The sequence below is a fragment of the Alteromonas sp. H02 genome (genome assembly GCF_059682525.1).
Genome location: NZ_CM185021.1, coordinates 438,849 through 462,971 on the forward strand (window position 1 = coordinate 438,849; position 24,123 = coordinate 462,971).

The 24,123-nt window shown below is 51.1% G+C and carries 22 protein-coding genes; 15 read left to right on the forward strand and 7 right to left on the reverse strand.

What is annotated here, in order from left to right; genetic code table 11:
* Positions 1-72: 72 nt before the first annotated feature.
* From purE to AC566Q_RS02015, 5 genes are all read left to right on the forward strand, one after another.
* Entirely contained in the window at positions 73-558 is a 486-nt protein-coding gene (gene purE, locus AC566Q_RS01995) for a 5-(carboxyamino)imidazole ribonucleotide mutase (protein WP_123327263.1), read from the forward strand.
* Positions 559-560: 2 nt separating this feature from the next.
* Positions 561-1,715 carry a 5-(carboxyamino)imidazole ribonucleotide synthase gene (locus tag AC566Q_RS02000; protein ID WP_499613083.1) on the forward strand — a complete coding sequence of 385 codons (1,155 nt, stop codon included), beginning with the start codon at positions 561-563 and terminating at the stop codon, positions 1,713-1,715.
* Between the two features lie 67 nt (positions 1,716-1,782).
* A complete protein-coding gene (locus AC566Q_RS02005) occupies positions 1,783-2,259 on the forward strand; it encodes a copper chaperone PCu(A)C (protein WP_499613086.1) in 477 nt (158 codons plus the stop codon).
* A gap of 86 nt (positions 2,260-2,345) precedes the next feature.
* Positions 2,346-2,816 carry a Dps family protein gene (locus tag AC566Q_RS02010; protein WP_499617332.1) on the forward strand — a complete coding sequence of 157 codons (471 nt, stop codon included), beginning with the start codon at positions 2,346-2,348 and terminating at the stop codon, positions 2,814-2,816.
* A 72-nt stretch (positions 2,817-2,888) separates the two neighbouring features.
* A complete protein-coding gene (locus tag AC566Q_RS02015; protein ID WP_499617335.1) occupies positions 2,889-3,956 on the forward strand; it encodes a PQQ-dependent sugar dehydrogenase in 1,068 nt (355 codons plus the stop codon).
* 34 nt (positions 3,957-3,990) lie between these two features.
* Here the strand turns inward: AC566Q_RS02015 and AC566Q_RS02020 are convergent, their stop codons facing one another.
* Together AC566Q_RS02020 and AC566Q_RS02025 are read right to left on the reverse strand one after the other, a co-directional pair.
* A complete protein-coding gene (locus AC566Q_RS02020; RefSeq protein WP_499613089.1) occupies positions 3,991-6,054 on the reverse strand; it encodes a S9 family peptidase in 2,064 nt (687 codons plus the stop codon).
* A gap of 25 nt (positions 6,055-6,079) precedes the next feature.
* On the reverse strand, positions 6,080-6,391 hold the full coding sequence (locus tag AC566Q_RS02025) for an Mpo1-like protein (RefSeq protein WP_279318888.1): 312 nt from the start codon (positions 6,389-6,391) through the stop codon (positions 6,080-6,082).
* A gap of 121 nt (positions 6,392-6,512) precedes the next feature.
* Between AC566Q_RS02025 and AC566Q_RS02030 the strand changes: the two genes are divergently transcribed.
* Positions 6,513-7,373 (forward strand): tetratricopeptide repeat protein, encoded by an 861-nt coding sequence (locus AC566Q_RS02030; RefSeq protein ID WP_499613092.1) that lies wholly within the window; start codon positions 6,513-6,515, stop codon positions 7,371-7,373.
* A 34-nt stretch (positions 7,374-7,407) separates the two neighbouring features.
* On the opposite strand, the gene AC566Q_RS02035 is transcribed toward AC566Q_RS02030, so the two are convergent.
* Positions 7,408-7,824: a hypothetical protein gene (locus AC566Q_RS02035; RefSeq protein ID WP_499613095.1), complete on the reverse strand. Its 417-nt coding sequence runs from the start codon at positions 7,822-7,824 to the stop codon at positions 7,408-7,410.
* Between the two features lie 107 nt (positions 7,825-7,931).
* Here AC566Q_RS02035 and AC566Q_RS02040 point away from each other — a divergent pair, with 107 nt between their 5' ends.
* The 5 genes from AC566Q_RS02040 to AC566Q_RS02060 all read left to right on the forward strand — a co-directional run bounded on the left by AC566Q_RS02040 (position 7,932) and on the right by AC566Q_RS02060 (position 11,991).
* Complete coding sequence (locus AC566Q_RS02040) at positions 7,932-8,120, forward strand: DUF2065 domain-containing protein (protein WP_499613097.1); 189 nt, start codon at positions 7,932-7,934, stop codon at positions 8,118-8,120.
* Between the two features lie 113 nt (positions 8,121-8,233).
* A complete protein-coding gene (locus AC566Q_RS02045) occupies positions 8,234-9,532 on the forward strand; it encodes an adenylosuccinate synthase (protein WP_499613100.1) in 1,299 nt (432 codons plus the stop codon).
* Positions 9,533-9,628: 96 nt separating this feature from the next.
* A complete protein-coding gene (locus tag AC566Q_RS02050; protein ID WP_499613103.1) occupies positions 9,629-11,011 on the forward strand; it encodes an aldehyde dehydrogenase family protein in 1,383 nt (460 codons plus the stop codon).
* A 36-nt stretch (positions 11,012-11,047) separates the two neighbouring features.
* On the forward strand, positions 11,048-11,467 hold the full coding sequence (locus tag AC566Q_RS02055) for a VOC family protein (protein WP_499613106.1): 420 nt from the start codon (positions 11,048-11,050) through the stop codon (positions 11,465-11,467).
* 230 nt (positions 11,468-11,697) lie between these two features.
* Entirely contained in the window at positions 11,698-11,991 is a 294-nt protein-coding gene (locus tag AC566Q_RS02060) for a hypothetical protein (RefSeq protein WP_499613108.1), read from the forward strand.
* 34 nt (positions 11,992-12,025) lie between these two features.
* Here AC566Q_RS02060 and ggt read toward each other — a convergent pair whose 3' ends face one another.
* Genes ggt through pbp4b form a run of 3 tightly spaced genes read right to left on the reverse strand, consistent with a single transcriptional unit; the run spans position 12,026 to position 17,598 of the window.
* A complete protein-coding gene (gene ggt / locus AC566Q_RS02065; RefSeq protein WP_499613111.1) occupies positions 12,026-13,711 on the reverse strand; it encodes a gamma-glutamyltransferase in 1,686 nt (561 codons plus the stop codon).
* Positions 13,712-13,715: 4 nt separating this feature from the next.
* Positions 13,716-15,092: a Na+/H+ antiporter NhaC family protein gene (locus AC566Q_RS02070; protein WP_499613113.1), complete on the reverse strand. Its 1,377-nt coding sequence runs from the start codon at positions 15,090-15,092 to the stop codon at positions 13,716-13,718.
* 34 nt (positions 15,093-15,126) lie between these two features.
* On the reverse strand, positions 15,127-17,598 hold the full coding sequence (gene pbp4b, locus AC566Q_RS02075; protein ID WP_499613115.1) for a penicillin binding protein PBP4B: 2,472 nt from the start codon (positions 17,596-17,598) through the stop codon (positions 15,127-15,129).
* A 345-nt stretch (positions 17,599-17,943) separates the two neighbouring features.
* Between pbp4b and AC566Q_RS02080 the strand changes: the two genes are divergently transcribed.
* From AC566Q_RS02080 to AC566Q_RS02090, 3 genes are all read left to right on the forward strand, one after another.
* Complete coding sequence (locus tag AC566Q_RS02080) at positions 17,944-19,779, forward strand: glycoside hydrolase family 3 protein (protein ID WP_499617338.1); 1,836 nt, start codon at positions 17,944-17,946, stop codon at positions 19,777-19,779.
* Between the two features lie 5 nt (positions 19,780-19,784).
* Entirely contained in the window at positions 19,785-20,927 is a 1,143-nt protein-coding gene (locus AC566Q_RS02085; protein ID WP_499613118.1) for an acyltransferase family protein, read from the forward strand.
* Positions 20,928-21,004: 77 nt separating this feature from the next.
* Positions 21,005-21,739 (forward strand): substrate-binding periplasmic protein, encoded by a 735-nt coding sequence (locus AC566Q_RS02090; RefSeq protein ID WP_499613121.1) that lies wholly within the window; start codon positions 21,005-21,007, stop codon positions 21,737-21,739.
* Here the strand turns inward: AC566Q_RS02090 and AC566Q_RS02095 are convergent.
* Positions 21,736-23,085 carry a M14 family zinc carboxypeptidase gene (locus AC566Q_RS02095; RefSeq protein ID WP_499613124.1) on the reverse strand — a complete coding sequence of 450 codons (1,350 nt, stop codon included), beginning with the start codon at positions 23,083-23,085 and terminating at the stop codon, positions 21,736-21,738. The two genes, AC566Q_RS02090 and AC566Q_RS02095, sit on opposite strands and share 4 nt — an antisense overlap.
* Before the next feature lie 170 nt (positions 23,086-23,255).
* On the opposite strand from AC566Q_RS02095, the gene AC566Q_RS02100 reads away from it, so the two are divergent.
* On the forward strand, positions 23,256-24,122 hold the full coding sequence (locus tag AC566Q_RS02100; protein WP_499613127.1) for a MurR/RpiR family transcriptional regulator: 867 nt from the start codon (positions 23,256-23,258) through the stop codon (positions 24,120-24,122).
* Position 24,123 lies beyond the last annotated feature (1 nt).

Genomic DNA, 24,123 nt, shown 5'->3' on the forward strand with positions numbered 1-24,123 from the left:
GGCCGCTTTTCAAGCACTGCTCAACCATGAGTTAAGCGGATTAGTAAACGCAAAGTCTGTGAGGACGGCAAAATGGCGAAAATCGCAATTGTGATGGGGTCGACATCGGATTGGCCAACAATGCAAAACGCGGCAGTAATGCTCAAACAATTCGGTGTTGAATTTGAGGCACAGGTTGTCTCGGCACACCGTACTCCTAATCTGTTAGTCGAATTTGCCGAACAGGCAGAGCAAAATGGGTTTTGTGCCATTATTGCTGGCGCAGGCGGGGCCGCCCATTTACCAGGCATGATTGCCGCTCATACTCACTTACCGGTATTTGGCTGCCCGGTGAAGTCTAAAGCATTAAATGGTCTGGATTCATTACTGTCCATCGTACAAATGCCCAAAGGCGTAGCGGTTGGCACTCTGGCGATTGGCGAAGCGGGTGCGGCAAATGCCGGCTTGCTGGCTGCTCAGGTCGTTGCTTTACAGGACCCGGCAGTCCGTGAAGCAATTATTGCTTTTCGCCAACAACAAACTGACACGGTTTTAGCAAACGGTAAACTGGAGCTGTAACAATGCAGGTGCTGGTATACGGTGCCGGACAGCTGGCACAGATGATGTATCTTGATGGCGCGCCGTTGGGCATTAAAGTTATGGCGGTGGATGTTAGTAATAACGCTGTGGTCCACCCGGTCAGTAAAGCGCCGCTCGATTATACCCTTGAGCAGGCTATTGAACGGGCAGACGCGCTGACTGTTGAGTTTGAACATGTCCCTGAGACCTTATTAGAGCAGGCCGAAGCATCCGGTAAACTACACCCCGGGATCGACGCTATCCTGGTGGGAGCCGACCGGGTACGTGAAAAGCAACTGCTGAGCAGCCTGTCTATCCCGAATTGTCCTTATCAGGTTGTCGATGACCTGGCGCAACTGGACAGCTGTGTTGATAACCTCGGTGAACGGCTGATAATCAAAGCCAGCCGTGACGGCTACGATGGCTATGGTCAGTGGCGCTTAAAAGCAGCCAGTGAGTTACCGGCGCTTAAGTCTCAGCTAGCTGAGCTTGATCTGAAAGCCGTGCCGCTGGTGGTAGAGAAGATGCTAAATTTCGACCGCGAGGTATCGCTGATTGGCGCTCGTAGTCCTGGTGGTGAAGTGGTTGTTTACCCTCTGGCAGAAAACCTTCATCACGAAGGGCAGCTTCATGTTTCGGTGGCGCCGGCAAGTGCAAGCACTGCTGCATTAAACGACCAGGCCAAAGACATCTTTACCAGGCTGGTTAATGGTATGGACTATGTTGGTGTACTGGCGGTTGAGTTATTCCAGTGTGGCGACGAGCTGCTGGTTAATGAATTGGCACCGCGGGTACATAATTCCGGGCACTGGAGTCAGGCAGGTTCACCTACCAGTCAGTTTGAAAATCATTTAAGGGCTGTGCTTGATTTACCTTTAGGTCTTGCCTGTAACACTGGGGGCGAAGCAGCGGTTAGTGCAATGATTAATATTATTGGTTGCGACGACCATCAGATGGCATTATTAAGCGTGCCGGGTGTGCATTTCCACTGGTATGGTAAGTCCGTGCGTCAAAAGCGCAAAATGGGTCACATCAATGTGACGGCATCGAGTTACGCTGAGCTGGGCAGCAAACTGCAAAAGCTCAGTGAATACCTTTCGCTGGCGAATTTCCCCTGTCTGGTCGATGAAGCGAGCAGGCTGACTTCAGTAAGCTAAAATAACCATCAGGACCTCACTCGTTAGTGGGGTCTTTTTTTGTTGTAAAGTAACAGGAGTGACAACAATGATTAACCGTTACTGGCAATGTCTGGTACTGGCGCTGGGCTTGCAACTGGCTTTACCTGCCGGGGCGAAGATGGAGCACGGTGTTATGGTGCACAACGCTAATGCCCGGGCGACCTTTGCCATGGCAACCACCGCTGCCGTCTACCTTACTCTGATGAATCATGGCGAGAGTACCTTTACCTTAACCGGTGTGAGTGTGCCGGCAGACATTGCCAGCGAAGCACAGATCCATACCACGGTGATGGAAGGCGACATGATGAGGATGCGACAAGTAACCGATGGCATCGATGTGGCGCCTGACAATATGGTTGAATTTAAGCCCGGCGGCTACCATGTAATGCTTATGGGGCTGATTAACCCCCTGACCAAAGGCAATAAGTTTAACCTGACGCTGCATTTTGCTGATCAGCAAAGCAAAACGGTAGAGGTTACCGTGGGTGAGCAGGGAAAACAGGGTGGACATCACCACCACTGACAACGGGTCGCTGTAAAAAGAATGTAATCCAAATCAGTGCATTATTGCTATGAATACTATAATTGGAACAAACCAAGGAGTTTATGATGAGCAAGATTGATATCGGTATTGCAGAAGCAGATCGCGAAGCGGTTGCCCATGGCTTAAAAAAATTACTGGCAGATTCCTACACCCTGTATCTGCAAACGCATAATTTTCACTGGAATGTAACGGGCCCGCAATTCCGTGAATTGCACCTGATGTTTGAAGAACATTACACTGAGCTCGCTGTCGCGGTAGATGATATTGCCGAACGGATCCGCACCCTGGGTGTTGCCGCGCCTGGTACTTACAAAGCATTTGCCGAACTCAGCGCAATTGAAGAAGTAGAAGGTGTACCGGAAGCCAGTGAAATGGTGCAGCTACTGACCCACGCTCATGAGCAGGTAGTGAAAACTTGTCGTGAAGCGCTTAAAGTTGCCCAGCAGGCTGATGACGAGTCTTCCGTAGCCCTGATCTCAGACCGGATGCGCGTGCACGAAAAAACCGCATGGATGCTACGCGCGATGGTGCAATAACACAATTTAAAACATCAAGAGACGATCATGAAGCGACCTCAATATAAGGTTGCAACGTTTACAGCACTGGCTATGGCCGGTGCTGTTGCGTTTAGCAGCCAGGCGACAGAAACACTGCATGTAAACGAACTTGCCAGCGGGCTGGACCATCCGTGGGGCATGGCTTTTCTGCCCTCCGGTGAGATGCTAATTACTGAACGAAGCGGTCAGATTCGCAAGTTCAATTTTGCCACCGGGCTGAGTAAACCCTTAAGCGGCGTTCCCAAAGTCGCTGCCGATAATCAGGGCGGTCTGCTGGACATCACTGCCGATCCGGATTTTGCCGATAACCAGACGGTGTATTTTTGTTATTCGCGGCCCACCGACGGTGCTAGCAGTTCCAGCGTAGCCAGTGCCAAGCTCAACGGTACCAGTCTGACCAACGTGAAAGATATATTTGTGGCCGATTCGGTGGTGAATAATGGTTTCCACTTTGGTTGTCGCCTGGCTTTCGATAATGACCAGCACCTGTTCGTCTCGCTGGGTGACCGCTATAAGTACATGAAAGAAGCACAGAACACCGACAATCACTTTGGCAAGATTGTACGCATTAAGCGTAATGGTGATGTGCCCGGTGATAATCCGTTTGTAGAGGGTGATGCCCCGGAAGTGTTCAGTTACGGCCACCGTAATGTCCAGGGCTTAACCGTGCACCCGCAAACGGGCGAAGTATGGGCCATGGAACACGGTCCGAAAGGTGGAGATGAGGTAAACCTGATCAAAGCCGGTAACAACTATGGCTGGCCGGAAATTACCTATGGTATTGATTACAATGGCAGTATTATTTCCGATAAAACTGAACAGGAAGGCATGGAGCAGCCCGTTCTATACTGGGACCCATCCATCGCCCCAAGTGGCATGACGTTCTATGCTTCCGATGTATTTAAAGACTGGCAGGGCGATTTGCTGGTGGGCGCGCTGAAGTTTCGCCACTTGCGCCGCATTAGTTTTAATGAGGCCGGCGAAGTGGAGTCACAAACCGAGTACCTGCGCGACCGTAACGAACGGATCCGCGACGTCGAAGTGGGTCCCAACGGTCTGATTTATCTGTTAACCGATGAAAGTAACGGTAAGTTACTGCAGATAACTCCGGTTAACTAGTAAAAAGGGCTACCGAGGTAGCCCTTTTTTCATTCTACTCGGCCCTTGTTTCCGGCTCGGTACGATAGCGTTCGAACCATGCGAGGATATTGCCGACTTTCTGGATAAGCCGTGACGGTTTTGAGGCGATGCCATGGGATGCGCCAGGCAGGCGCAACATGGCCGAGTCTACACCACGCAGCTTCAGGGCCTGATAAAACTGTTCAGACTCACTGATTGGCGTGCGGTAATCAGACTCACCCGTTAGCAGCATGGTTGGCGTGGTCACGTTACCTACCAGTGATAAAGGGGAGTGGGCCCATAAATGGTCCGGGATTTCCCAGGGCATGCCCGGCATCCAGTACTGTGTAAAGTAGCGATAAGCATCAGCAGTTAAGGCAAAGCTCATCCAGTTGATTACCGGCTTGGCAACCACTGCGGCGGCAAATCGGTCGGTCTTACCAATTGACCAGGCGGTCAGTACGCCGCCACCGGAGCCGCCGGTGATGAACAGGTTGCTGGTATCAATAAAGCCTTTGGCGATGACGCCATCTACTACGTCCATTAAATCGTTAAAATCTTCTGACGGATAGTTGTGATGAATTAAGTTGGCAAAGTCCTCGCCGTACGAGGTGCTGCCGCGCGGGTTCGACCATACCACCACATAGCCTTTGGCAGCCATTAACTGAATCTCGGCACTGAAGTTCGGGCCGTAGGCAGTGTGCGGGCCGCCATGTATTTCCAGAATCAGCGGGTATTTTTTGTCAGGTTCGAAGTCTGGCGGTGTAATCATCCAGGCATCAATAGGGCGTTCATCCACCGTAGACGTTACTGTTATGGCTTCAATCGCCGGCATATTCAGGTGACCGAGCACATCTTCATTGAGAGCGGTTAACCGGGTTACCTTGCCGCGGCTTTCGCGCATAAACAAATCTGCCGGCGTTGAGCCATCGGAGCTGACAAAAGCCAGCGCGCCATTATCGGCCACTGCAAACTCGCCTGAAGTGTAAGGGCGCCCAAGCGACTGACCACTCAAGGCGATGTTGAGCTTATCCATGTCGCCATCGAGCTCGACAGCGGCCACTTTGGTTTGTCCGGCATCCTGATAACTGACGTATAACTCATCGCTGTCTTCGCCCCAGGCAAACTGTCCGGTAGTGCGGTCGAAGGATTCGGTAAGGTTAGTCAGCTTGCCGTCTTTCATACGCATTACCCATAAGTCGCTGCTCTGGAAGCTTAACTTGCGGTCAGTGGTGTGTTTAAACGCCAGGTACTTGCCGTCCGGGCTTAATTGCGGGGTGCTCTCCGGGCCTTCAAGGCTGGTGATCTGCGTAAACGCTCCCGAAGCAATATCCAGAGTATAAATATCACTGCTCATCACTTCCATGGCGTAGTTGTCGCTGGGGTTGGCAGAAAAGTACAACTGTTTGCCATCGTTTGAAAAGCTCAGATCGCCATTGAGCGGATAATCGGTAAACGTTAGCTGGCGGGGGGTACCACCTTCTACCGGTAACAGATAAATCTGATTAAAGCCGCCCGGTACGTAACCCGCACCATCAGAGCGGTAGTTGAGGTCATCAATAAACTTACCGGTTTCAGCCCACTTTGCCCTGGCCGGTTTGCCTGGCATATCGGTAAACAAGGGTTTATCTGCTTTCGGGGTAAACTGGGTAAATGCCAGCGATTGTCCGTCTGGCGACCAGACGACATTACCCGGCGCATAGCTCGTATTGGTTAACAGGGCGTCTTCACCGCTGTCGAGGTAGCGCACATAAAGTTGTTGTGAGCCCGAGCGGTCAGACAGATAGGCCAGCTTGGTGCCGTCGGGAGAAAGTACCGGGCTGCGCACACTGGCATGCTCAGCAATCAGCGGGCGATGCTGACCACTCTTTACTTCTACCTGCCATAAACTGATGTGCATACGATCGTTCATAATATCGTTGCTGCGACGCTCATAAATAATGTGTTTGCTGTCGGGGGTAAACAATGGTGATGCTGCATACTCCAGGGCAAACACGTCCTTGTAATCAAAGGTGGTGGGGGCGCTGTTATCGGCCGCCGCGCCGGCTGACAAGCCCAGCATAACGCTGGCTGCCAGAGCTTTTATGGTGTTATTCATTATTGTTTTTCCTTGCTTACTGTCGTCAGAATTTTATCCTGCCAAGCAGGATATCTTTATACATGACCCAGTCTCCCATTAAGCTGTACAAGGGATAACGAAAGGTCGCAGGTTTGTTGTGCTCAAATTTAAAGTGGCCGAGCCAGGCAAAGCCATAACCGGCTACCGGAAGTAACCATAGCAGCATTAACTGCCCGGTAAATAAACTCAATATCAGCAGGGTGAGTACCAGTGTTGAACCGATAAAATGCAGTCGCCGACAGGTTACATTCTGATGTTCACTCAGGTAGTACGGGTAAAATTCCCGGAATGAAGTAAAGCGTTTTGTTGTTGTCATCTTATCGCCTTAGTAATTTGTCAAAGATAGTGTAGCATTTGTATTTTAAGGACTTGTAATTAAGGCCAGCGCGCCCATATTCATAACCACAATCGAACGAAAGCAAACAGGCGAAATAAGCATGCAGCAATTGATGTCGAACAACATCGTGGATTTAACGGTAGAGAACTTTCAGCAGATCATTCTGGAAGTATCTAAAGAGAAAATCGTCTTAATCGACTTTTGGGCCGAAGGCTATGAGCCTTGCAAAGAGTTATCGCCGATTCTGGAAAAAATTGCCGGTGACTATCCGGACACCCTGTTACTGGCCCGTGTTGACTGTGAGCGTGAGCAGCAGGTCGCCGCTCAGTTCGGCATTCGTAATCTGCCTACTGTAATGGTAGTTAAAGACGCGCAGCCCGTAGATGGCTTTGCCGGTATGCAGCCGGAAACCGAAATTCGCGCCATGTTGGGCAAATACCTGCCCAGCCCGGAAGATGAATTTCTCGCCAAAGCTGCCGAGCTTATCGCCAGCGGTGACTACAGCGGCGCTTTCCCCATGGCAAAGCAAGCCTACGAAATTAACCCGGACAATGTCGATAGCAAATACCTTTATATTGACTGCCTGATTGAAACCGGCGCAGTGCCTGCAGCAAAAGAACTGCTGGCAGAGATAAAGCTGGTGGATCAGGATCAGCGTTATCATACCCTGCAGGGCAAAGTGGAACTGGCTGAACAGGCCGCTGATACGCCCGAGATCCGTGCGTTACAGGAACAGGCTGCAGCCAATCCGGATGATTTACAGGTGAAGGTGGATTTAGCCGTAGCGCTTTATCAGGTACAGCGTTTTGAAGAAGCGCTGGAATTGCTCTATGGCGTGTTGTTGAAAGACTTCGGTTTTGGCGAAGCGAAAAAGCTTATCCTCGATATTATCAATGCCCTGCCGGATGGCGATTCACTGAAGTCTGGTTATCGTCGTAAAGTATACAGCTTGATGTACTAATATAAAAACGGCTCAGGGCTGTCATTAAGGCAGCTCAGGGCTGGTATCCCTCTTCTCTGAGCCACTTTATGGCGTCCAGGTAGTTAGTAAAGTACTCACGCTTGTAGGCCTTTAAAATCGGATCGTCCGATTTCATCTGCGGATGAGTGCGTTCCAACTGGGCGTGCTTTATGTGATTGGTATCCACCACATAGGCTGCTCTTTTTAAGCCATTGCGGATATTGTCAAAAATACCTTCCCGCACGATACCCTGGCACTCGGGGGTGCTCATCACCCAGCGCCGGCAATCTACAATGGCTGCCCAGTTGCGCTGTTCAAACTGCCTGGCGATGGGCGCCATCTCATCATTCAGCATAGTTGCCATACCCACATCCCACGCTCCGGTGGCATATATCTCCAGTATGTTATTTGAAACAGTCAGGCTGTACTGACCGAGGTTAGGGAATAGCATGTACTGTGCTTAGTGATTTGTCGTACTTAATTATAACTCGCCCGGCGTCGCATGCGGTGATTTATTTGCTATAGTGCGGGACAAACATACGCATTTTTGAGACAACTATGCCAAATTGGTTCTGGGCGGCACTGGCTATGGTAATGATCGTTGAGGGTATCGGGCCTTTGCTCATACCAAACCGCTGGCGGCAATATCTTAAGCAAGTAGCCGAATCAGAGCCCAGCCAATTGCGTCAGATTGGCGGCACTCTGGTGGTGATTGGCTCAGTTTGTTTATACTTTATAGTGAATTAACGCTAAACAGGCCAAATATTCACTGGTCAGCTGAATATTTGTGCATAAAACAGATGATCCAGTGGCCTTAATTTTGATAGAATCCACGCCTAATTTTTTAACATACTCGACTCATGGCTAAAAATATTGTGGTCCTTGGCACCCAGTGGGGTGACGAGGGAAAAGGTAAAGTAGTAGATCTGCTTACTGACCGTGCAAAGTATGTTGTTCGCTATCAGGGCGGACACAATGCAGGTCACACACTGGTAATCGACGGTGAAAAAACCGTTCTGCATCTAATCCCATCCGGCATTCTGCGCGAAAACGTTACCTGTATTATTGGTAACGGCGTGGTACTGAGCCCGGAAGCATTAATGACTGAAGTCTCCATGCTGGAAGAGCGCGGTGTCCCAGTGCGTGAACGCCTGAAAATCAGTGAAGCTTGTCCGCTTATTCTGCCTTACCACGTAGCGCTTGATGTTGCGCGTGAAAAAGCCCGTGGTGCCAAAGCTATCGGCACTACTGGTCGCGGCATTGGTCCGGCTTATGAAGATAAAGTATCCCGCCGTGGTTTACGGGTTGGCGATCTGTTCAATGCCGAAGATTTCGCTGCCAAGTTAAAAGAAGTGCTGGATATCCACAACTTTACGTTAACCCAGTATTACGGCGAAGAGCCGGTTGATTTCGATAAGACCCTGGGTGATGCCATGGCGGTTGCTGATATCCTGCGTGCGATGGTGGTTGATGTGACCGATGAACTGGATAAAGCCCAGAAAGCCGGCCTGCCTATCATGTTTGAAGGCGCACAGGGCACGCTGCTGGATATCGACCACGGTACTTACCCGTACGTTACGTCTTCTAACACCACAGTTGGTGGCGTAGCAACCGGTGCTGGTTTTGGTCCATTGAACCTCGATTATGTGTTGGGTATCGTTAAGGCTTATACCACTCGTGTTGGCTCTGGTCCTTTTCCTACTGAGCTGGAAGATGAAGTAGGCCAGCACCTGGGTGTGAAAGGCCACGAATTTGGCGCTACTACCGGTCGTAAACGTCGCACTGGTTGGTTTGACGCTGTAGCCATGAAGCGCGCGGTACAAATCAACTCTATCACCGGTTTCTGTCTGACCAAGCTGGACGTACTGGATGGTCTGGAAACCCTGCAAATCTGTGTCGGTTATAAAGATAAAGACGGTAACGTAAAAGACGTTCCGCCCATGGCTGCTGATGGCTATGATCTGGTGACGCCGGTTTATGAAGAAATGCCAGGCTGGAGCGATAACACCTTTGGTGTTACCGATTATGATTCGCTGCCTCAGGCTGCTAAAGACTACATTGCTCGTCTGGAAGTGATCACCGGTGTACCGGTGGATATTATCTCTACCGGTCCGGACCGAAACGAAACCATTGTGATGCGCCATCCTTACGATGCATAAAAACGGTAAAAGATTAAAAACCCCGCTTTCGCGGGGTTTTTTTATTGCTGTGAAATAGTGCTAGTATGAAGACATCGTACCTGTAGGAGTTGTTTCGTGAGTATAGCACCGGGCGCCATCGTGTCAGTTTTTGAGCGTTTACAGCAGTCCTATGTGCTGGGCAAAACCAAAACCTTTGCCTGGCGAAAGGCGCAACTAGAAGCCTTGCAGCGCATGCTCAGCGAAAACGAAGCGGCGTTTGTTGAGGCCCTTAATGCCGATCTGGGTAAAAGCGAAGCAGAAGCTTTTACCACCGAAATTGGTTTTTTACTGAGTGATATACAGCACACTAAGAAACACTTGCGGCAATGGATGAAGGCCCGCAAGGTCAGTACGCCTTTGTTGGCACAACCGGCCCGCAGCTCCCTGCAACCCGAGCCACTTGGTACTGTGTTGATTATTGGCGCCTGGAATTACCCGGTACAGCTCACGCTGGCACCCTATGTTGCGGCACTGGCGGCCGGTAATTGTGCGCTGCTCAAACCCTCTGAACTGGCGCCCGCCAGCTCTGCACTGATGGCCAGCCTTATTCCTCGGTATCTGGATGGTGATGCGGTGGCGGTGGTCGAGGGCGATAAGGACGTTGCCAGCGAATTACTCTCGTTGCCCTTTGATCATATCTTTTATACCGGCGGTGAAGCCGTGGGTAAAATTGTCATGGCGGCGGCGGCCCAAAACCTTACGCCGGTCACTCTTGAGCTGGGGGGGAAAAGCCCGTGTGTGGTAGACGCCAATACTGATATCACCACCACTGCGCGGCGAATCGTATGGGGGAAATGGACCAACGCCGGTCAAACCTGTATCGCACCTGACTATGTTTTAGTTGAGCGCAACTGTGCCGACGCGCTCATCGATAAGCTTGGTAAGGAAATCACCCGCCAGTTTGGCAATCAGCCATTGCAAAGCAAGGATTACGGGCGCATTGTTAATGAGCGCCATTTAACGCGATTAAAGCAATACACCGAAGGGCATGAGATAGTGATTGGTGGCCAGCTCGATGAGGCGCGAAGGAAACTAGCACCCACAGTGATTTTAAATCCGGATATCGACACGCCGGTCATGCAGGAAGAAATTTTCGGGCCGGTTCTGCCGGTTATTGAAGTCAGCAGCGTCAGCGAAGCTATCGATTTTATAAAGCGTCGGCAAAAGCCGCTGGCGGCGTATTTATTCAGCGAATCTCAGAGTATTCAGCAGCAATTTGTTGATGAGGTCAGTGCCGGTAGTGTGTGTATCAATGACACCATGATGTTTATGGCGAACCCGCAACTGCCCTTCGGCGGAGTGGGCAATAGCGGCATGGGCCGCTACCATGGCAAGTTTGGCTTTGATACTTTCAGTCATCTCAAAAGCGTGATGCAACGCAGTTTCTGGTTTGATGTGGCTATTCGTTACGCGCCTTCAAGTGCCCGAAAGCGCTTTTTACTTAAAAAATTACTTTAGTTTAATGTTCAACAACGACGAAGGAGCCGTATCGTCATGCCTCAACCTTTTCATTTAGCCATTCCGGTCGACAACCTGGATAAAGCCCGCGAATTTTACGGGCAGTTACTCGGCTGCAAACAGGGGCGCAGTGATACGCAGTGGATAGACTGGGATTTAGCCGGACATCAGCTGGTAACGCATCTGGTTAAGGCCATGCCGTCCGCGCCGGATTATAATGCCGTGGATGGTCACAGTGTACCGGTACCGCATTTTGGCGTGGTGCTAACCATGGATGACTGGCAGGCCCTGGCCGATAAACTCACTGCTGCTAATATAGAGTTTGTCATTAAGCCGTATGAGCGTTTTAAGGGGCAGGCCGGTGAACAGGCCACCATGTTTTTTATGGATCCGGCGGGCAACGCGTTGGAGTTCAAGGCATTTGCCGATATTAACCAATTGTTTGCGACAGATTAAGCTCCCTTTAGGTACTTGCCCTATAATGCGAACTGATTGTTAATTTTGGCGATTTGTAATAATTTAAATATGGTATCCGTGACGCCGGAGGGTAAACTGCGTCACAGAGTTGCTTAGCCCCACAGGCAAAAAGTGACTCAGTTAAAGACAGATAAATTAACTCAGCAGTAGTCAATGCACCAGGTGTTATGCTGAACCTATAACAACAATAATAACCGACAGGATTTATCGTGATTGAAGAAGTCGTCGCTCAGGCTGGCAAAGGGTTTTTCAGGGGAATTGGTTTTCTCGTAGCGGAGTTGCTGTTCTGGCGGTTGTGCTACATCGTTGGCTGGCCGGTTTGTAAAATCCTCACCCTTGGTCAGTACCCCAGACGAGTTGAGCGCGAGCGAGCCATTTTTCGCCAGGAAAAAGCGCATACGGGTTTTACCTGCGCGGCTACCGGCTTACTCATTCTGCTTGTTTTAGTGGTTATTTACTCCGGATACTGGCCTTCGAGCTTCCCAGGCTTTGCTTCTGAATAGCCTGAAGCCGCTGGCCCCAGGCTATTACCTATTTTTATTTTACGGACTGCACTACCGCTTTACCCCGCCCACGGGCTTCGGAAGCGGCCGATAGTTTGCCGTTTTGTTGCATGATCAGGTGCAGATCGCCAAAGTTACTCTCTTTTATGTTGTAGCCCATGTCTTGCAGCGTATTCAGTGTAGCCGGGTCGAACCCTTCATGTACGCGGATCTGATCCTCCGGCCATAACTGGTGATGGAAACGAGGCAGGTTTACTGCTTGTTCTGCAGTTAAATCGTATAGCAGCGTATTAAGAATCGACAGCGTTACTGAGGAAATAATCGTGGTGCCACCGGGTGAACCTGTCACCAGCTTAACCTGTCCGTCCTCGAGCACAATAGTGGGCGTCATGGATGAAAGCATCCGCTTGTATGGCTCAATAGCATTAGCTTCCCCGCCAATCGCGCCGAAGAAATTTGGCACACCGGGTTTGGCACTGAAGTCATCCATTTCGTCATTCAATAAAAAGCCCGCGCCTTCAGCCACAACGCCGGCACCAAAGCTCAGGTTTATGGTTGTAGTGTTCGCTACCGCATTGCCCCACTGATCTACAATAGAGAAATGGGTGGTGTCCTCACTTTCGTGAAGTCCGGGTTTGATTTGTGGGGTAGCCGAAATGGCTGTCAGGTTAATTTCCTGCGCTCGCTCGGCGATATAGTCTGGCGCAATTAACTTCGGTTGTGGGACGGCGAAAAAGCCCGGGTCGCCGAGGTATTCAGCGCGGTCGGCAAACACTCGTTTACCGGCTTCACTCACCAGATGCAGATAAGGCGCTGAATTATGCGCGGGTAATACATTTGTTCTGGTCACGTTGTCGACCATGCCGAGCCATTGGGCCACCGCGATACCGCCAGAACTAGGCGGTGGGGCTGTGACAACCTGATAGCCGCGCCATTCAAACTTAATCGGTGTGCGCCATTGGGCGTGATACCGGGTTAAGTCTTCATGACTGATTAAGCCTCCATTGGCCTGCATGTAGCTAACAATATGATCGGCCGTTTCGCCCTTATAAAAACCGGCCGGCCCGTTATCACGGATGCGACTTAAAGTGGCCGCAAGCTCAGGCTGTTTAAATAACACGCCTGCTGTGGCGGCTTCGCCAAAATAGTTGGCAAAGTTGGTTTCAAGGCCGCGTTTTTCAACGCGGTTAATGTAGCGACTTACCCGACCTGCCAGTTTCTCCGGGACTTCAAAGCCCTCACTGGCATAGGTTACTGCAGGCTGAACCAAGCGTTGCCAGGGTAATTTTCCGTACTTCTGATGGGCAGCCCACATCCCGGCAACAGTGCCGGGTATACCTGAGGCCTTGGCGCCAAACAATGAGTCGGTAGGGTGTACATCGCCGTTGTCATCGAGGTACATGTCACGGGAGGCTCCCGAAGGTGCCATTTCCCGGTAATCGAGGAAATCGGCACTGCTATCCATGTAAATGGTCATAAATCCGCCGCCGCCGATATTGCCTGCCTCGGGGTAAGTTACCGCCAGAACAAATTGCGCCGCGATGGCCGCGTCTACCGCATTACCGCCGTCCTGCATGACTTCGAGAGCGACCCGGGCCGCGAATTTATCGGGCATGGCAACCGCATACTCAGCAGTACTGGCCGGTGTAGTTGTGACCTGTTCGGAGGTTGAACAGGCAGTAAGAGCAATGATTAAGGCACTTATTAACAGATATCGCATGAAACTAACCCACCATGATTAAACTGGTTATGACATAAAGGACTAAGGTTAATGCACCGCCGGTCAGGGCATAGGGCATTTGCGTGCGCACGTGCTCAAGCAGGTCGCAGCCTGAGGCAATCGACGAAACGGCGGTGGTATCGGATATCGGCGAGCAGTGATCGCCAAACACGCCGCCGCCCAGAATGGCACCGATGACCAGCGACGGAGGCAGGCCGAGCTGCTGTATCAGCGGCACGCCAATAGGGATAAGAATGGCAAAAGTGCCCCAGGAAGTACCGGTAGTAAACGACATAATGCCGCCGGCTAAGAACAGCATGGGGACAATCAGGAATAAAGGTAAGTACTCACCAACTATACCAGCAACAAACAGACCGGTTCCCAAAACCTTTAAACTGCCTCCGAGGGTAAGCGACAGTAATACGATAGTGACTAAAGGCAGTAATTCACCCATGCCTATAAAGCCTACATCTACCGCTTCGTGATGGGTAAAGCGTTTAGAAAATACCAGCATCAGGTACGCCACAGCGGTGGCCAGAATGGTTGCATACAGTACCGACTTACTGCCGCTGCCCTGAGAGAGTACGCCATTGCCGGTCCACAGCATAAAGCCAACCATGCTCACTATCATGGTTAGGATGGGGATCACCATATAGCCGGGTTTAGTAGCCGCTGCGGCAGAAAGCTGCTGCTGATTGCTCTCTAACTGTTGTTCTGCTTTGGCCATCGGGCCGTGCACTTTGTCGGCAAACACGGTGTAAGCGGCGATGAGCAGCGCAATGATGGCGTAGAAGTTAAAGAATACCGAGCCCCACAGAATACTGGCTGATGAGGCGGGCAGTTCGTAAGTATCGAGCATGCCAAGCACAAACGCGCCCCAACCATTGAGCAAAATAAGAATACAAATTGGCGCACTGGTGCTGTCGATAAGATATGCCAGACGGGCACGGCTCATGCCAAACTTATCAAATAAGCCGCGGGCAAAAATACCGGCTGTTAGTACGCTAAGGTTAGATTCAATGAAAACAACGATACCGGTAAGCATGGTAAGTCCACCCACCTGGCGACGACTTTTTGCGACCCCGCGTTTAGTGAGCCAGTCTACCGTAGCGGTTACGCCGCCTGAGTCACGAATATAAGCCAGCAGCGCGCCTACCAGAACGCTGAATAATAAAATTCGGGTATTACCGGCGCTGGTGGCTACCTCTACCACCCGTTCGATGGAAGTAATCGGTGCCAGCAACAGGCTATCTGTGCCGGCGGTGAGGAGGATCAGTGCCTCAGCACTGAGAACCGCCATCAGCAATGCCATAATGACCTCTTTCTTCCAGAAAACGATCACAATGGCGATGACTGGTGGAATGATGGAAACCCAATCCATACGAATGAACCCTTGTTGTTTTTATGTCGTTATTTTAATTGGCCTGTTTGTTCAGAATTGCTTCGTAGACCAGTGAAACGATGCTGCCGTAGCGGCCGGTTTCAAATTGCTTACCGGTAAATTGCAGCTTTTCTTCGTCTTCTTCCACAATGGGCGAATGGCGCGCGTTGGTCAAGAGGATGACGGCCAAATCAAGGGCTGGGTCGATAACAGTTGCCGTGCCTGTCCAACCGGTGTGGCCAAATGCCAGATCGCTGGCATAAGGGCCGAAGTGCCAGCGGTTGGTGCCATTAGCCGCCCGGCGCCAGCCGAGCCCATAGTGCCAGAAGCGATTATCTGGTTTGGTGAAGGCATTTATTACATTGCTGTCGAACAAATGTGTTTCACCGTACCCCCCGCCGTTTAACAGCATTTGTGCCATGACGGCCAGTTCATCGGCAGTGGAGAACAACCCGGCATGACCAGATACACCCTGCATGGCATAAAAGGCTTTTTCGTCGTGAACTTCTCCCTGCAGGGTATATTCACGGATATTCGGAAACGTGATCCGGCCGTCGCGGGTATTCCCACGTAGTTCGGTGGCGGCAAATTCGCCTTTGTGGTGACCTTTCTGCAGCGGGTTGAACAGCGTATTTTTGAGCCCCAGCGGCTGATACAGCCACTCTTCACAATATCGGTCCAGAGGCATGCCAGTAATGCGCTCCACAATCAGACCAAGCAGCATAAAGTTAACATCACTGTAGGAGGCGCTAAGCCCATTGCTGATTTCAAAGGGGGCCTGGGTGATCAGCAGCTCGCTGGTACGTTGGCGGGACTGGGAATAAAAGCGTTTGCCCAACGGGTTTTCCGGGTCGTAAAAAGCAATGCTTGGCGAGTAGCCGGACTGATGAGACAGCAGGTCGCTAACCCTTCTTGCCTCTCGTCCTGCCCCCTGATATTCCGGCAGATAATGTTTTATGGGCTGCGTCACATCGAGCTGACCGGTTTCCACCAGATGCATCAGTGCCAGCGTGGTGGCAAACATTTTGGTGTTGGAAGCCAGGTCAAAAATGGTATCGGTACGCATCGGTTGCGGGCTGGTCAGCGGCAGACCGTCCTCGTCGTAGCGCTTCTGGTATCCATAGGCTGTGCGTTTAATAATTTCGCCTTCTTTGACTATCAGTAACACCGCACCCGGAAAGCCTTCAGCGACTTCCTGTCTGATGAGCTCGTCTACTGCGGTAAAGTGGTTCTGGTATGCCTGAGTGTTGTCTTTTAATTCAGGATAGGGTACCTGAATATGCAACTGCGCTTCGGCCGGTTCTATATTGCTCACGGCCAGGGTATTGATGCCGGTTCGGGTGCGGCGGGCCAGGGAATAACGATAGGTATTGTCGGCAGCAAACTCCTCATCCAGCGACAGTACCTCGCCGTTCACCGACACCGTCGCCGAAGCTGGCAGGTTACTCTCAATGATCAGTTCGCCGCGACCGGCATAGCTTTTAAACGCGAAGCGGTCTTTAACAAAGGCGCGCCTGGATGGCTTAAGGTCTGGCAACAGCGCATCTATCTGACCACGCCGAACAGTGGGCAATTCACTTTCTGCGGTGGCAATAGCCAGCTCACGCTCTTTTTCATAACGGTTAAACAGGGCGTCTTTTTGCTCCGGGAAATACTTATCGAGTAAAGCAAACACGGCGGCCGTGGTCCGGCTATCAGGCTCACCACTGACATGCCAGGGCAGAAAGTGCATCTGAAATGCGGAAATGGCATTGAGGGTACTGGTATCGGCGATACCGGTTTCGATGACGCCATAACCATAAGCGCGCAGTGCACTTTGCAGTAAACCGATACTGGCCGGCTGCTCGTTAAAGGTTTTCCAGTAGTTGGCCAATGTTTCATTATCATACCAGGCGCCAACACCAGCCTGATATAACTCAAACCATGGAAAGCGAGGACCGGGATCGTTCTTGCGGTCGAAAGCGATATCCGAATGACCGACAACCGCAGTGGGTTCGATATCCGGGTGTCTGGCAATAATGTCTTTTACCAGCTCAATAACTACTTCGATTTGGGCCGGGTCGTAATCCGGAAAAAAGCATAACCGGTTTGAGCCATGCTCGGCCAGTGAGGGGGCCATATCGCCGTCGCGCTCACATTCCGGCACATTGACTATCTCGATGCCAATGGAGTGGTCATTTAAGCCGGTACGCCCCTGCCAGTAACTTTTTCCGGCATGCCAGGCACGCATGTTTTCGTCGACTAACTGGATTATTCTGGGCTTGCCGCCGGGATCGCTCGGATCATTGGATTCAGGGATAAGGTAGTGGGAGCTTAAACCGCCTTCATCAACCAGCGCTGTGACTGAGCGGGCATAGTCAATTGCCGTAAAGTGTAATACCAGTGATTTTACCCGCTCGCCATAATTAGCCGAGGGCATTTCAATTACCCGTCGACTGCTACAGCTAATTAAAAGCAGTGCACAAAGTGTCCATAACAAAACACCGCGAAAACTTCGGCTGGTCACAATCTTTCCTCTACTCTTTGGTTTATTTGTTGGCCGGGCGATTGCCTGAGGCACAGACGCTTACATTACTCAAACTACCATACTCGAAAGGCTTGTGCATAATAAAATATTCCTATTGTGTGGTGTGGAGTTGAGCGCTTTTTGGCAACTGTTAATTGTTGGTTAAGCGCTTTTATACAGGCATCTTCGTGTGTTTTTGTTTGCGACTCTGGTTGATAGTGGTAAGCCTTAATGGCTTTGATAAACAAAGATTAAAAATGTCAGGGTGGAATAATTTATTTTTTGTGGTCGCTGGGGTAAGCTTGGTTATCGACGTTGATGCATTTGGAAAGGGCCCTGATAGTGATGCGTACTAAAGCCGTACTGGTGAGTTTACTTGTAATGTTAACCGTAGGCTGCTCCGGCGGGCAGGACAGTGAGTTTATGCTGGGCCAGAAGCTGATGCTGGATATGCGCTACTACTGCGCCGATGGTACGCCAGCGGAAAGTTGTAAAACGCCGGTTACCACCTTGCTTCCTGAGTTTGCCGAAATTATTCGTCAGGGCCAGATTGGCGGGGTGATCCTGTTCGCTGAAAACCTCGACAACAGCCAGCAGATTATCGAGCTAAACTATGCCATTCAGCAGTTGGCTAAAGAGGAAGGTTTACCGCCACTGTTTATTGCCATCGATCAGGAAGGGGGCCGGGTTGCGCGGTTGCCGGATAAAGTGGCAACCCGTTATGTTGGCAATATGGCGATTGGTGCAACCTACCCGCTGTATAACACTACCTTTGCAGAACGGGTGAATAAAGGCATTGCTAAAAGCATTGGTCAGCTTGGGTTTAACGTAAATTTCGCCCCCACTGTGGATGTTAATGTCAATGCTGATAATCCGGTTATTAATGTCCGGTCTTACGGTGAAGACCCTCAAATGGTGGCAGAGCTTGGCGCTGCGGCCGTGGCCGCGTTACAGAGTGAAAATATTCTCAGCGCCCTGAAGCATTTTCCCGGTCATGGCGATACTCATACCGACAGTCATACCGGTCTGCCTCGGGTTGATCACGATCTGGCCACCGTGGAAGCGGTTGATTTACTGCCGTTTCGCTATGCCATTGAGCAGGGGCAGGCTCCGGCAATGATAATGACTGCACACATTCAGTACCCATTGCTTGATGACACCCGTTTTAAGGCACTCGACGGTGAGGATACCCTGGTACCAGCCACCCTCTCGCACAAAATTCTCACCGGTATACTTCGAAATAAAATGGGCTACCAAGGCATGATTGTGACCGATGCGCTGGATATGGCTGGTATTGCACACTATGTGGACCATAAGAACGCGGTGATAAAAACCTTTAATGCCGGGGCGGATATTGCATTGATGCCTTATGCGGTGCGTAATCCACAAAGTCTCAGTCGTTTTTGGGAGCTCTACAAGCAGTGGGTGCAGGCTATGAGCAGCGGAGACATTGACCGCCAGCAAACCCAGTTGTCGGTTAAACGTATTTTGCAGGCCAAACAGCAGTTTGAGCTTGATGAGTTTACTAGCAAGCCGCTGGCGGAACGGATTAAAAGCGCTGTTGATACGCTGCCTGGGGAAGAAAACCAGCGCACCGAAATGGACCTGGCCAGGGCCGCACTAACCCAGGTCTATAATCGTGGTGTGTTGCCACTCAGAGGGAGTCGCTTTTATATAGTCATGCCCGACGAGGCACGTTGCATGGCGATGACAACAGCTTTATTAAAGCTTCAGCCAGGTTTGCAACTCACCTGCGATGCATTAACCGGTATTGATCCTGCAAAAGCCTTGCCCGACATGAATGATACCGATGCTGTGATTGTGGGCGATATTACGCCCCAACACAGCCTCGCTGAAATGGGCGGCATGGCAGACCTGAGCGCCTGGCGCAACCGGCCGGATAAAAACACTCAGGAAGCCTGGGTAAGACGACTGTTGGTCAGCGCCGGTGAACAATCGGTTAATGCGGTATTCATTGCGCTCAGAGCGCCCTATATTATTTCGGATTATCGTCACCTTGCTGGCGCCGCCGTGGCTACCTTCGGTTATAACGTCACCGTAACAGGTGCAGAAGAGAAAGGTACAGTTCGCGCTCATGGTGCAGTTTTTACCGCGCTGGCAGAAGGCTTACTCGGGCGTTCGCCGATGCCGGGTAAGTCGCCTGTCACCATCGACGAGTAGGGCACATGACGGCGCGTATTAGTGCTCTGGATGCCTTGCGGGGGCTGGCTATCATCGCCATGGTGCTGGTTAATAATCCGGGCTCGTGGCAGGCTATTTATGCGCCGCTAAAACATGCTGAATGGCATGGCCTGACCCCAACCGATGTTATCTTCCCGGGCTTTATCTTTGTGATGGGCGTTACCATTGCAATCCATTTACCCCGGGAGCTAACCCGCCTGAACAGTACGATGGCTGTAGTCAGAAACACTACCAGCCGGGCTATCACTCTAATTCTGCTGGGCTGGGGGTTGTATTTGTGTTGGTATAATACCGGGAGTCCCGGATATAGCTGGTTTGAACAACGCTTTCTGGCGCTGCGTTTTGCCGGCGTATTACCCCGGCTCGGTGTGGTTTACTGGCTCACCGTGTTGCTCATCCTGGCGGTATCCTGGCGCTGGGTTGGTGTGCTGGCGATTGTATTGCTGGCAGGATACTGGGGCGCCATGGAGTGGATCCCTTATGCTGACGCCAGCGGTGGGATTTATCAGGGCCGCTGGGAATTTGGTAACAGCCTTGCCGCTTATCTTGATCATCAACTGCTCGGGGCCAATCATGTTTATTATTCTGATGCGACCCCATTTGCTTTTGACCCAGAGGGGATCCTGTCAACCCTGCCTGCGGTAGTGACCTGCCTGACCGGTGTCTGGGTGGGGCGTTACGTCCTGGTACAACACGGCTGCCCGAATAAACTGATGATACTGGCTCTGGCCGGCATCTGTGCCGGTTATGGCCTGGCGGTCATCAACCCTATAAACAAAGCGCTTTGGTCGCCCACTTTTGTGCTGGTAACCAGTGGCATACTAACCATCCTTTTTTGGCTCTGTATCCTGTACGAACGTAAAGCTGGCCCTTTACCCAAAGGGCATCCGCTATTAGTTGCCGGCACCAATAGCATCGCCTTTTTCATGTTATCTGGTATTCTCGCCCGGGTACTGCTTATTATTAAAGTTGACGGTGTTTCTCTGAAAGGTCATGCCTGGCGATTTATGGAAGCGCTCCCTCTGCCTGCGGAAATGGCTTCGCTATTGTTAGCATCAGTTTTTCTGATAATCTGCTATTACCCAATTAAGCTTATGTATAATAATGGTTTTTTCTGGCGGATTTAAACGCTGGTAAGTCCACATCCGGGTAGATCCGGTGCAATAATCATCTCACACCGTTAACGCAAACACAGGGAAAGACGTTGCGCGACTTGTTAATCTTTATATTGGCGGTTTGTCTGTATGCGGTGGGCTTTATGGCCCGCAGTGAAGAGCCTTTCGATCTGGCCGTTACGGTTGACTGGAAGCCTTACTTGTATATCAATCAACAGGGCGAGCCCGATGGCGAAGATTTACGTTTACTGCGCCGCACGCTTCAACGGCTCGGCTATGAGCTGAATGCGCAGCGGCTACCGGAAAAGCGTCTGGCGCTGGAGCTTAAACAGGGCGAAGTTGACGTGATCCTTGGCGCTGCCTATACGAAGGCCCGCGAAGCCCATAACTTCTACTCAATGCCCTATCGTAAGGAAACCATCGTATTTGGCTTCAGGTTTTCCCGTAATCCCTATTTCAGTGACGTCAATGTCAGCTCTTTGCTGCAACAAAATTATCTGGTCGCAGTCAATAAAAGTGGCTGGTTTGGCGAAGACTTCCAGCGTAAGGCGCTCGATGCTCACGATCGCTACCTGATCCACGCGGAAGGGACGATGCGGCGCATGCAGCTGTTGAAAATGGGGCGCGTGGATGCGGTGGTTGGCGATCAGAAAGTACTTGAAGCTGCTGCACAGCAGCTGGGTATTGACGACTTCAAGGTGTCCAAACAGGTGATACATGAAACCCGGGTGCACTTTCTATTTAGCCGCAACCGGGTAGATAAGGCGTTTATGCAGCGCTTTAATCAGGCGCTGGTTGCCGAGCTGACCCGGCAGACCTTTTAGAGATTAATCATTTTGCCGTTTAACACGGCCCGTTGTTTGCCCTCGCTATCCTGCATTATCCAGAAAGCGTCTGCACCGGGATATAAGGTGGAATAGGCGGGCGGCTCAGGCAAACATAACACCGGCAAGCCGCTGAGATTATCAAGCAGCGAACTATCACCGGTAAAAACACTGAAGCCCTGTTTAAGTAGCGCCAGGTAATCAGTCTCTGTTAGCACCATAGGGCCGTCGAGTTGATAGGCTTTTACCGGCAGTATGGTGGTCTGGTAGGCGCTGATATTGGTAAAGCCGGCCTGACCCGACAGGTCGCCGATATGTTTTACCGTAGCGCGGCCCTGCTTATCTCTATTCACACTGATATCCGCCACGTAATCATGGCTGGCGCAGCGCTGCGCAACCCGGGAAAATTTAATATCGACCAGACCATCTTCAACATTATCGGGAATGCGGTAATAGTCGGCCAGGGATTTTTGCTGATACAAATTACCTAATAAAGCCTCCAGCGCACTGTGCAAGCCAATGACATTCATCTTTCTTGCCACCTGGCGATGGGGATCGTTGGGGTGTGCTCCGGACTCAATCAGGATCGTGCTGGCCCCGGTACCGGCAATGTTGTCACCAAATGAGCGCTGCGAATAGGTATCGTCGTAGCGGCCGATATGGCAGGGCAGCCAGTGGCTCAGGGTATCAGCCATGCAGGCAATCAGTTGTTTTGCCCGCAGGCGCGGCGCATCAACATGCTTATCCGGATGAAAAGCCGGCGCAAGAAAAGCAATGGTAGCCGGGTAAGCCGTTGGGCCAACCGAATAGTAAGGGTTTTGGTCGTGCAGGTTAAAGGCCACATCCGGTTTAAGCGTTTGCACCTGTTGCCACAACAATCTGCCTTCCGGCGTTTGCAGCTGTTTGGCATCCCGGTTGATGTCTATGCCCTGCTCATTCACCCGTGTATCACGCTCAGCGCCATCCGGATTCAGCATAGGGATAATGTGCAGGGTAACCAGCGACATCCAGTCATTGCCTAATGCCAGTGCATTACTGCTTGTATTGAGGTGTAGCAGTTTCAGCCAGTCGAGCACCGCTGCGGTAGCTGTAGGCTCGTCGCCGTGCATTTGAGTCCAGGCCAGGATAATCAGCGGACCATTGCCCATACTTAATCGCTCAATGGATTTGCCGGTGCAGCTGTAACCGATAGTTTCACGGGTAATCGACGGATAGTCACCAATTTCATCAAGCACCGGCTGAATATCCTCGTGGCGCAGATGGGCTTTATCCAACGTATTAAAATAATGAGAATCCCAGAGACTGGCGATGGCCTGTGCTGGCGCGTGGGGATGGGCAGCTTTCATAATTTACGGTAACCTTACAAACAGTTAAACGCGTAGAGCGCCGAAAACACTATTTAAAGAGATTTTGATATTCTTATCAACTGGTTTATATTTGAATAAAAAATTCTTTCGTTATTTTTGTTGTTGGTTTCTTTGCTTAGTAACCGACGCCGACAACCGGGAACAAGCGCATGTCAGCTTTTGTTAAAATTAAAGCAATAAAGCATTCATTGTCGAGCAGTGAATCAAAACTAGCGACTTTTACGCTGGATTCACCTAACGCTGTGCGGGACCTGTCTTCCCAGGAGCTGGCCAATGTGGTGGGAGTGAGCCAGTCCAGTGTGGTGAAGTTCGCGCAAAAGCTCGGTTACAAAGGCTATCCGGCGTTCAAACTGGCAGTGATTGATGCGCTCAACCGGGAAACTCCCAACACCCAGCTACATGGCAAAATAACCCTCAATGACGGTTTTGAGCAAATGGCCGACAAGCTGCTGAGCAGTAAGATCAGTGTGCTCAATGAAACCCGCAACCTCAACGAACTGGTGGAGTTTGAGAAGGCGGTTGAAATCATTAAAAACGCCAAACGTATTCTGATCTGTGGGGTGGGCGGCTCAGGACTGGTGAGCAAAGATTTTTCATTCAAATTGCAAAAGCTCGGCATGATGGCAATTGCCGAGGCCGACGGGCACGTGCAATTAGCGCTGGCTGCTACTTTTAACGAGAGTGATGTGGTGGTGGCCATTTCTGAGTCTGGCGCTACCCGGGAGATTGTTAACGTGGTCAATCAGGCTAAAGATAATCACGCCAAAGTTATCTCCATTACCAAATATGGCACTACGCCGGTGTCGGAGCCGGCTGATGTGCAGCTTTATTCGGTGGCCGAAGAAGCGTCGGCGCGGTTGTCCTCAATCCTGGCCAGAACCGCTCAGGAGCTGATTATCGACATGCTGTTTATTGCACTTACTCAGGCATCACGGCCTGGCCGCAAACTGCTGGAGAAAACCAACGAGATTGTTTCTCAGTTTCGACGCGGCGGTTCGGGTACTCCGGGTAGCTGAA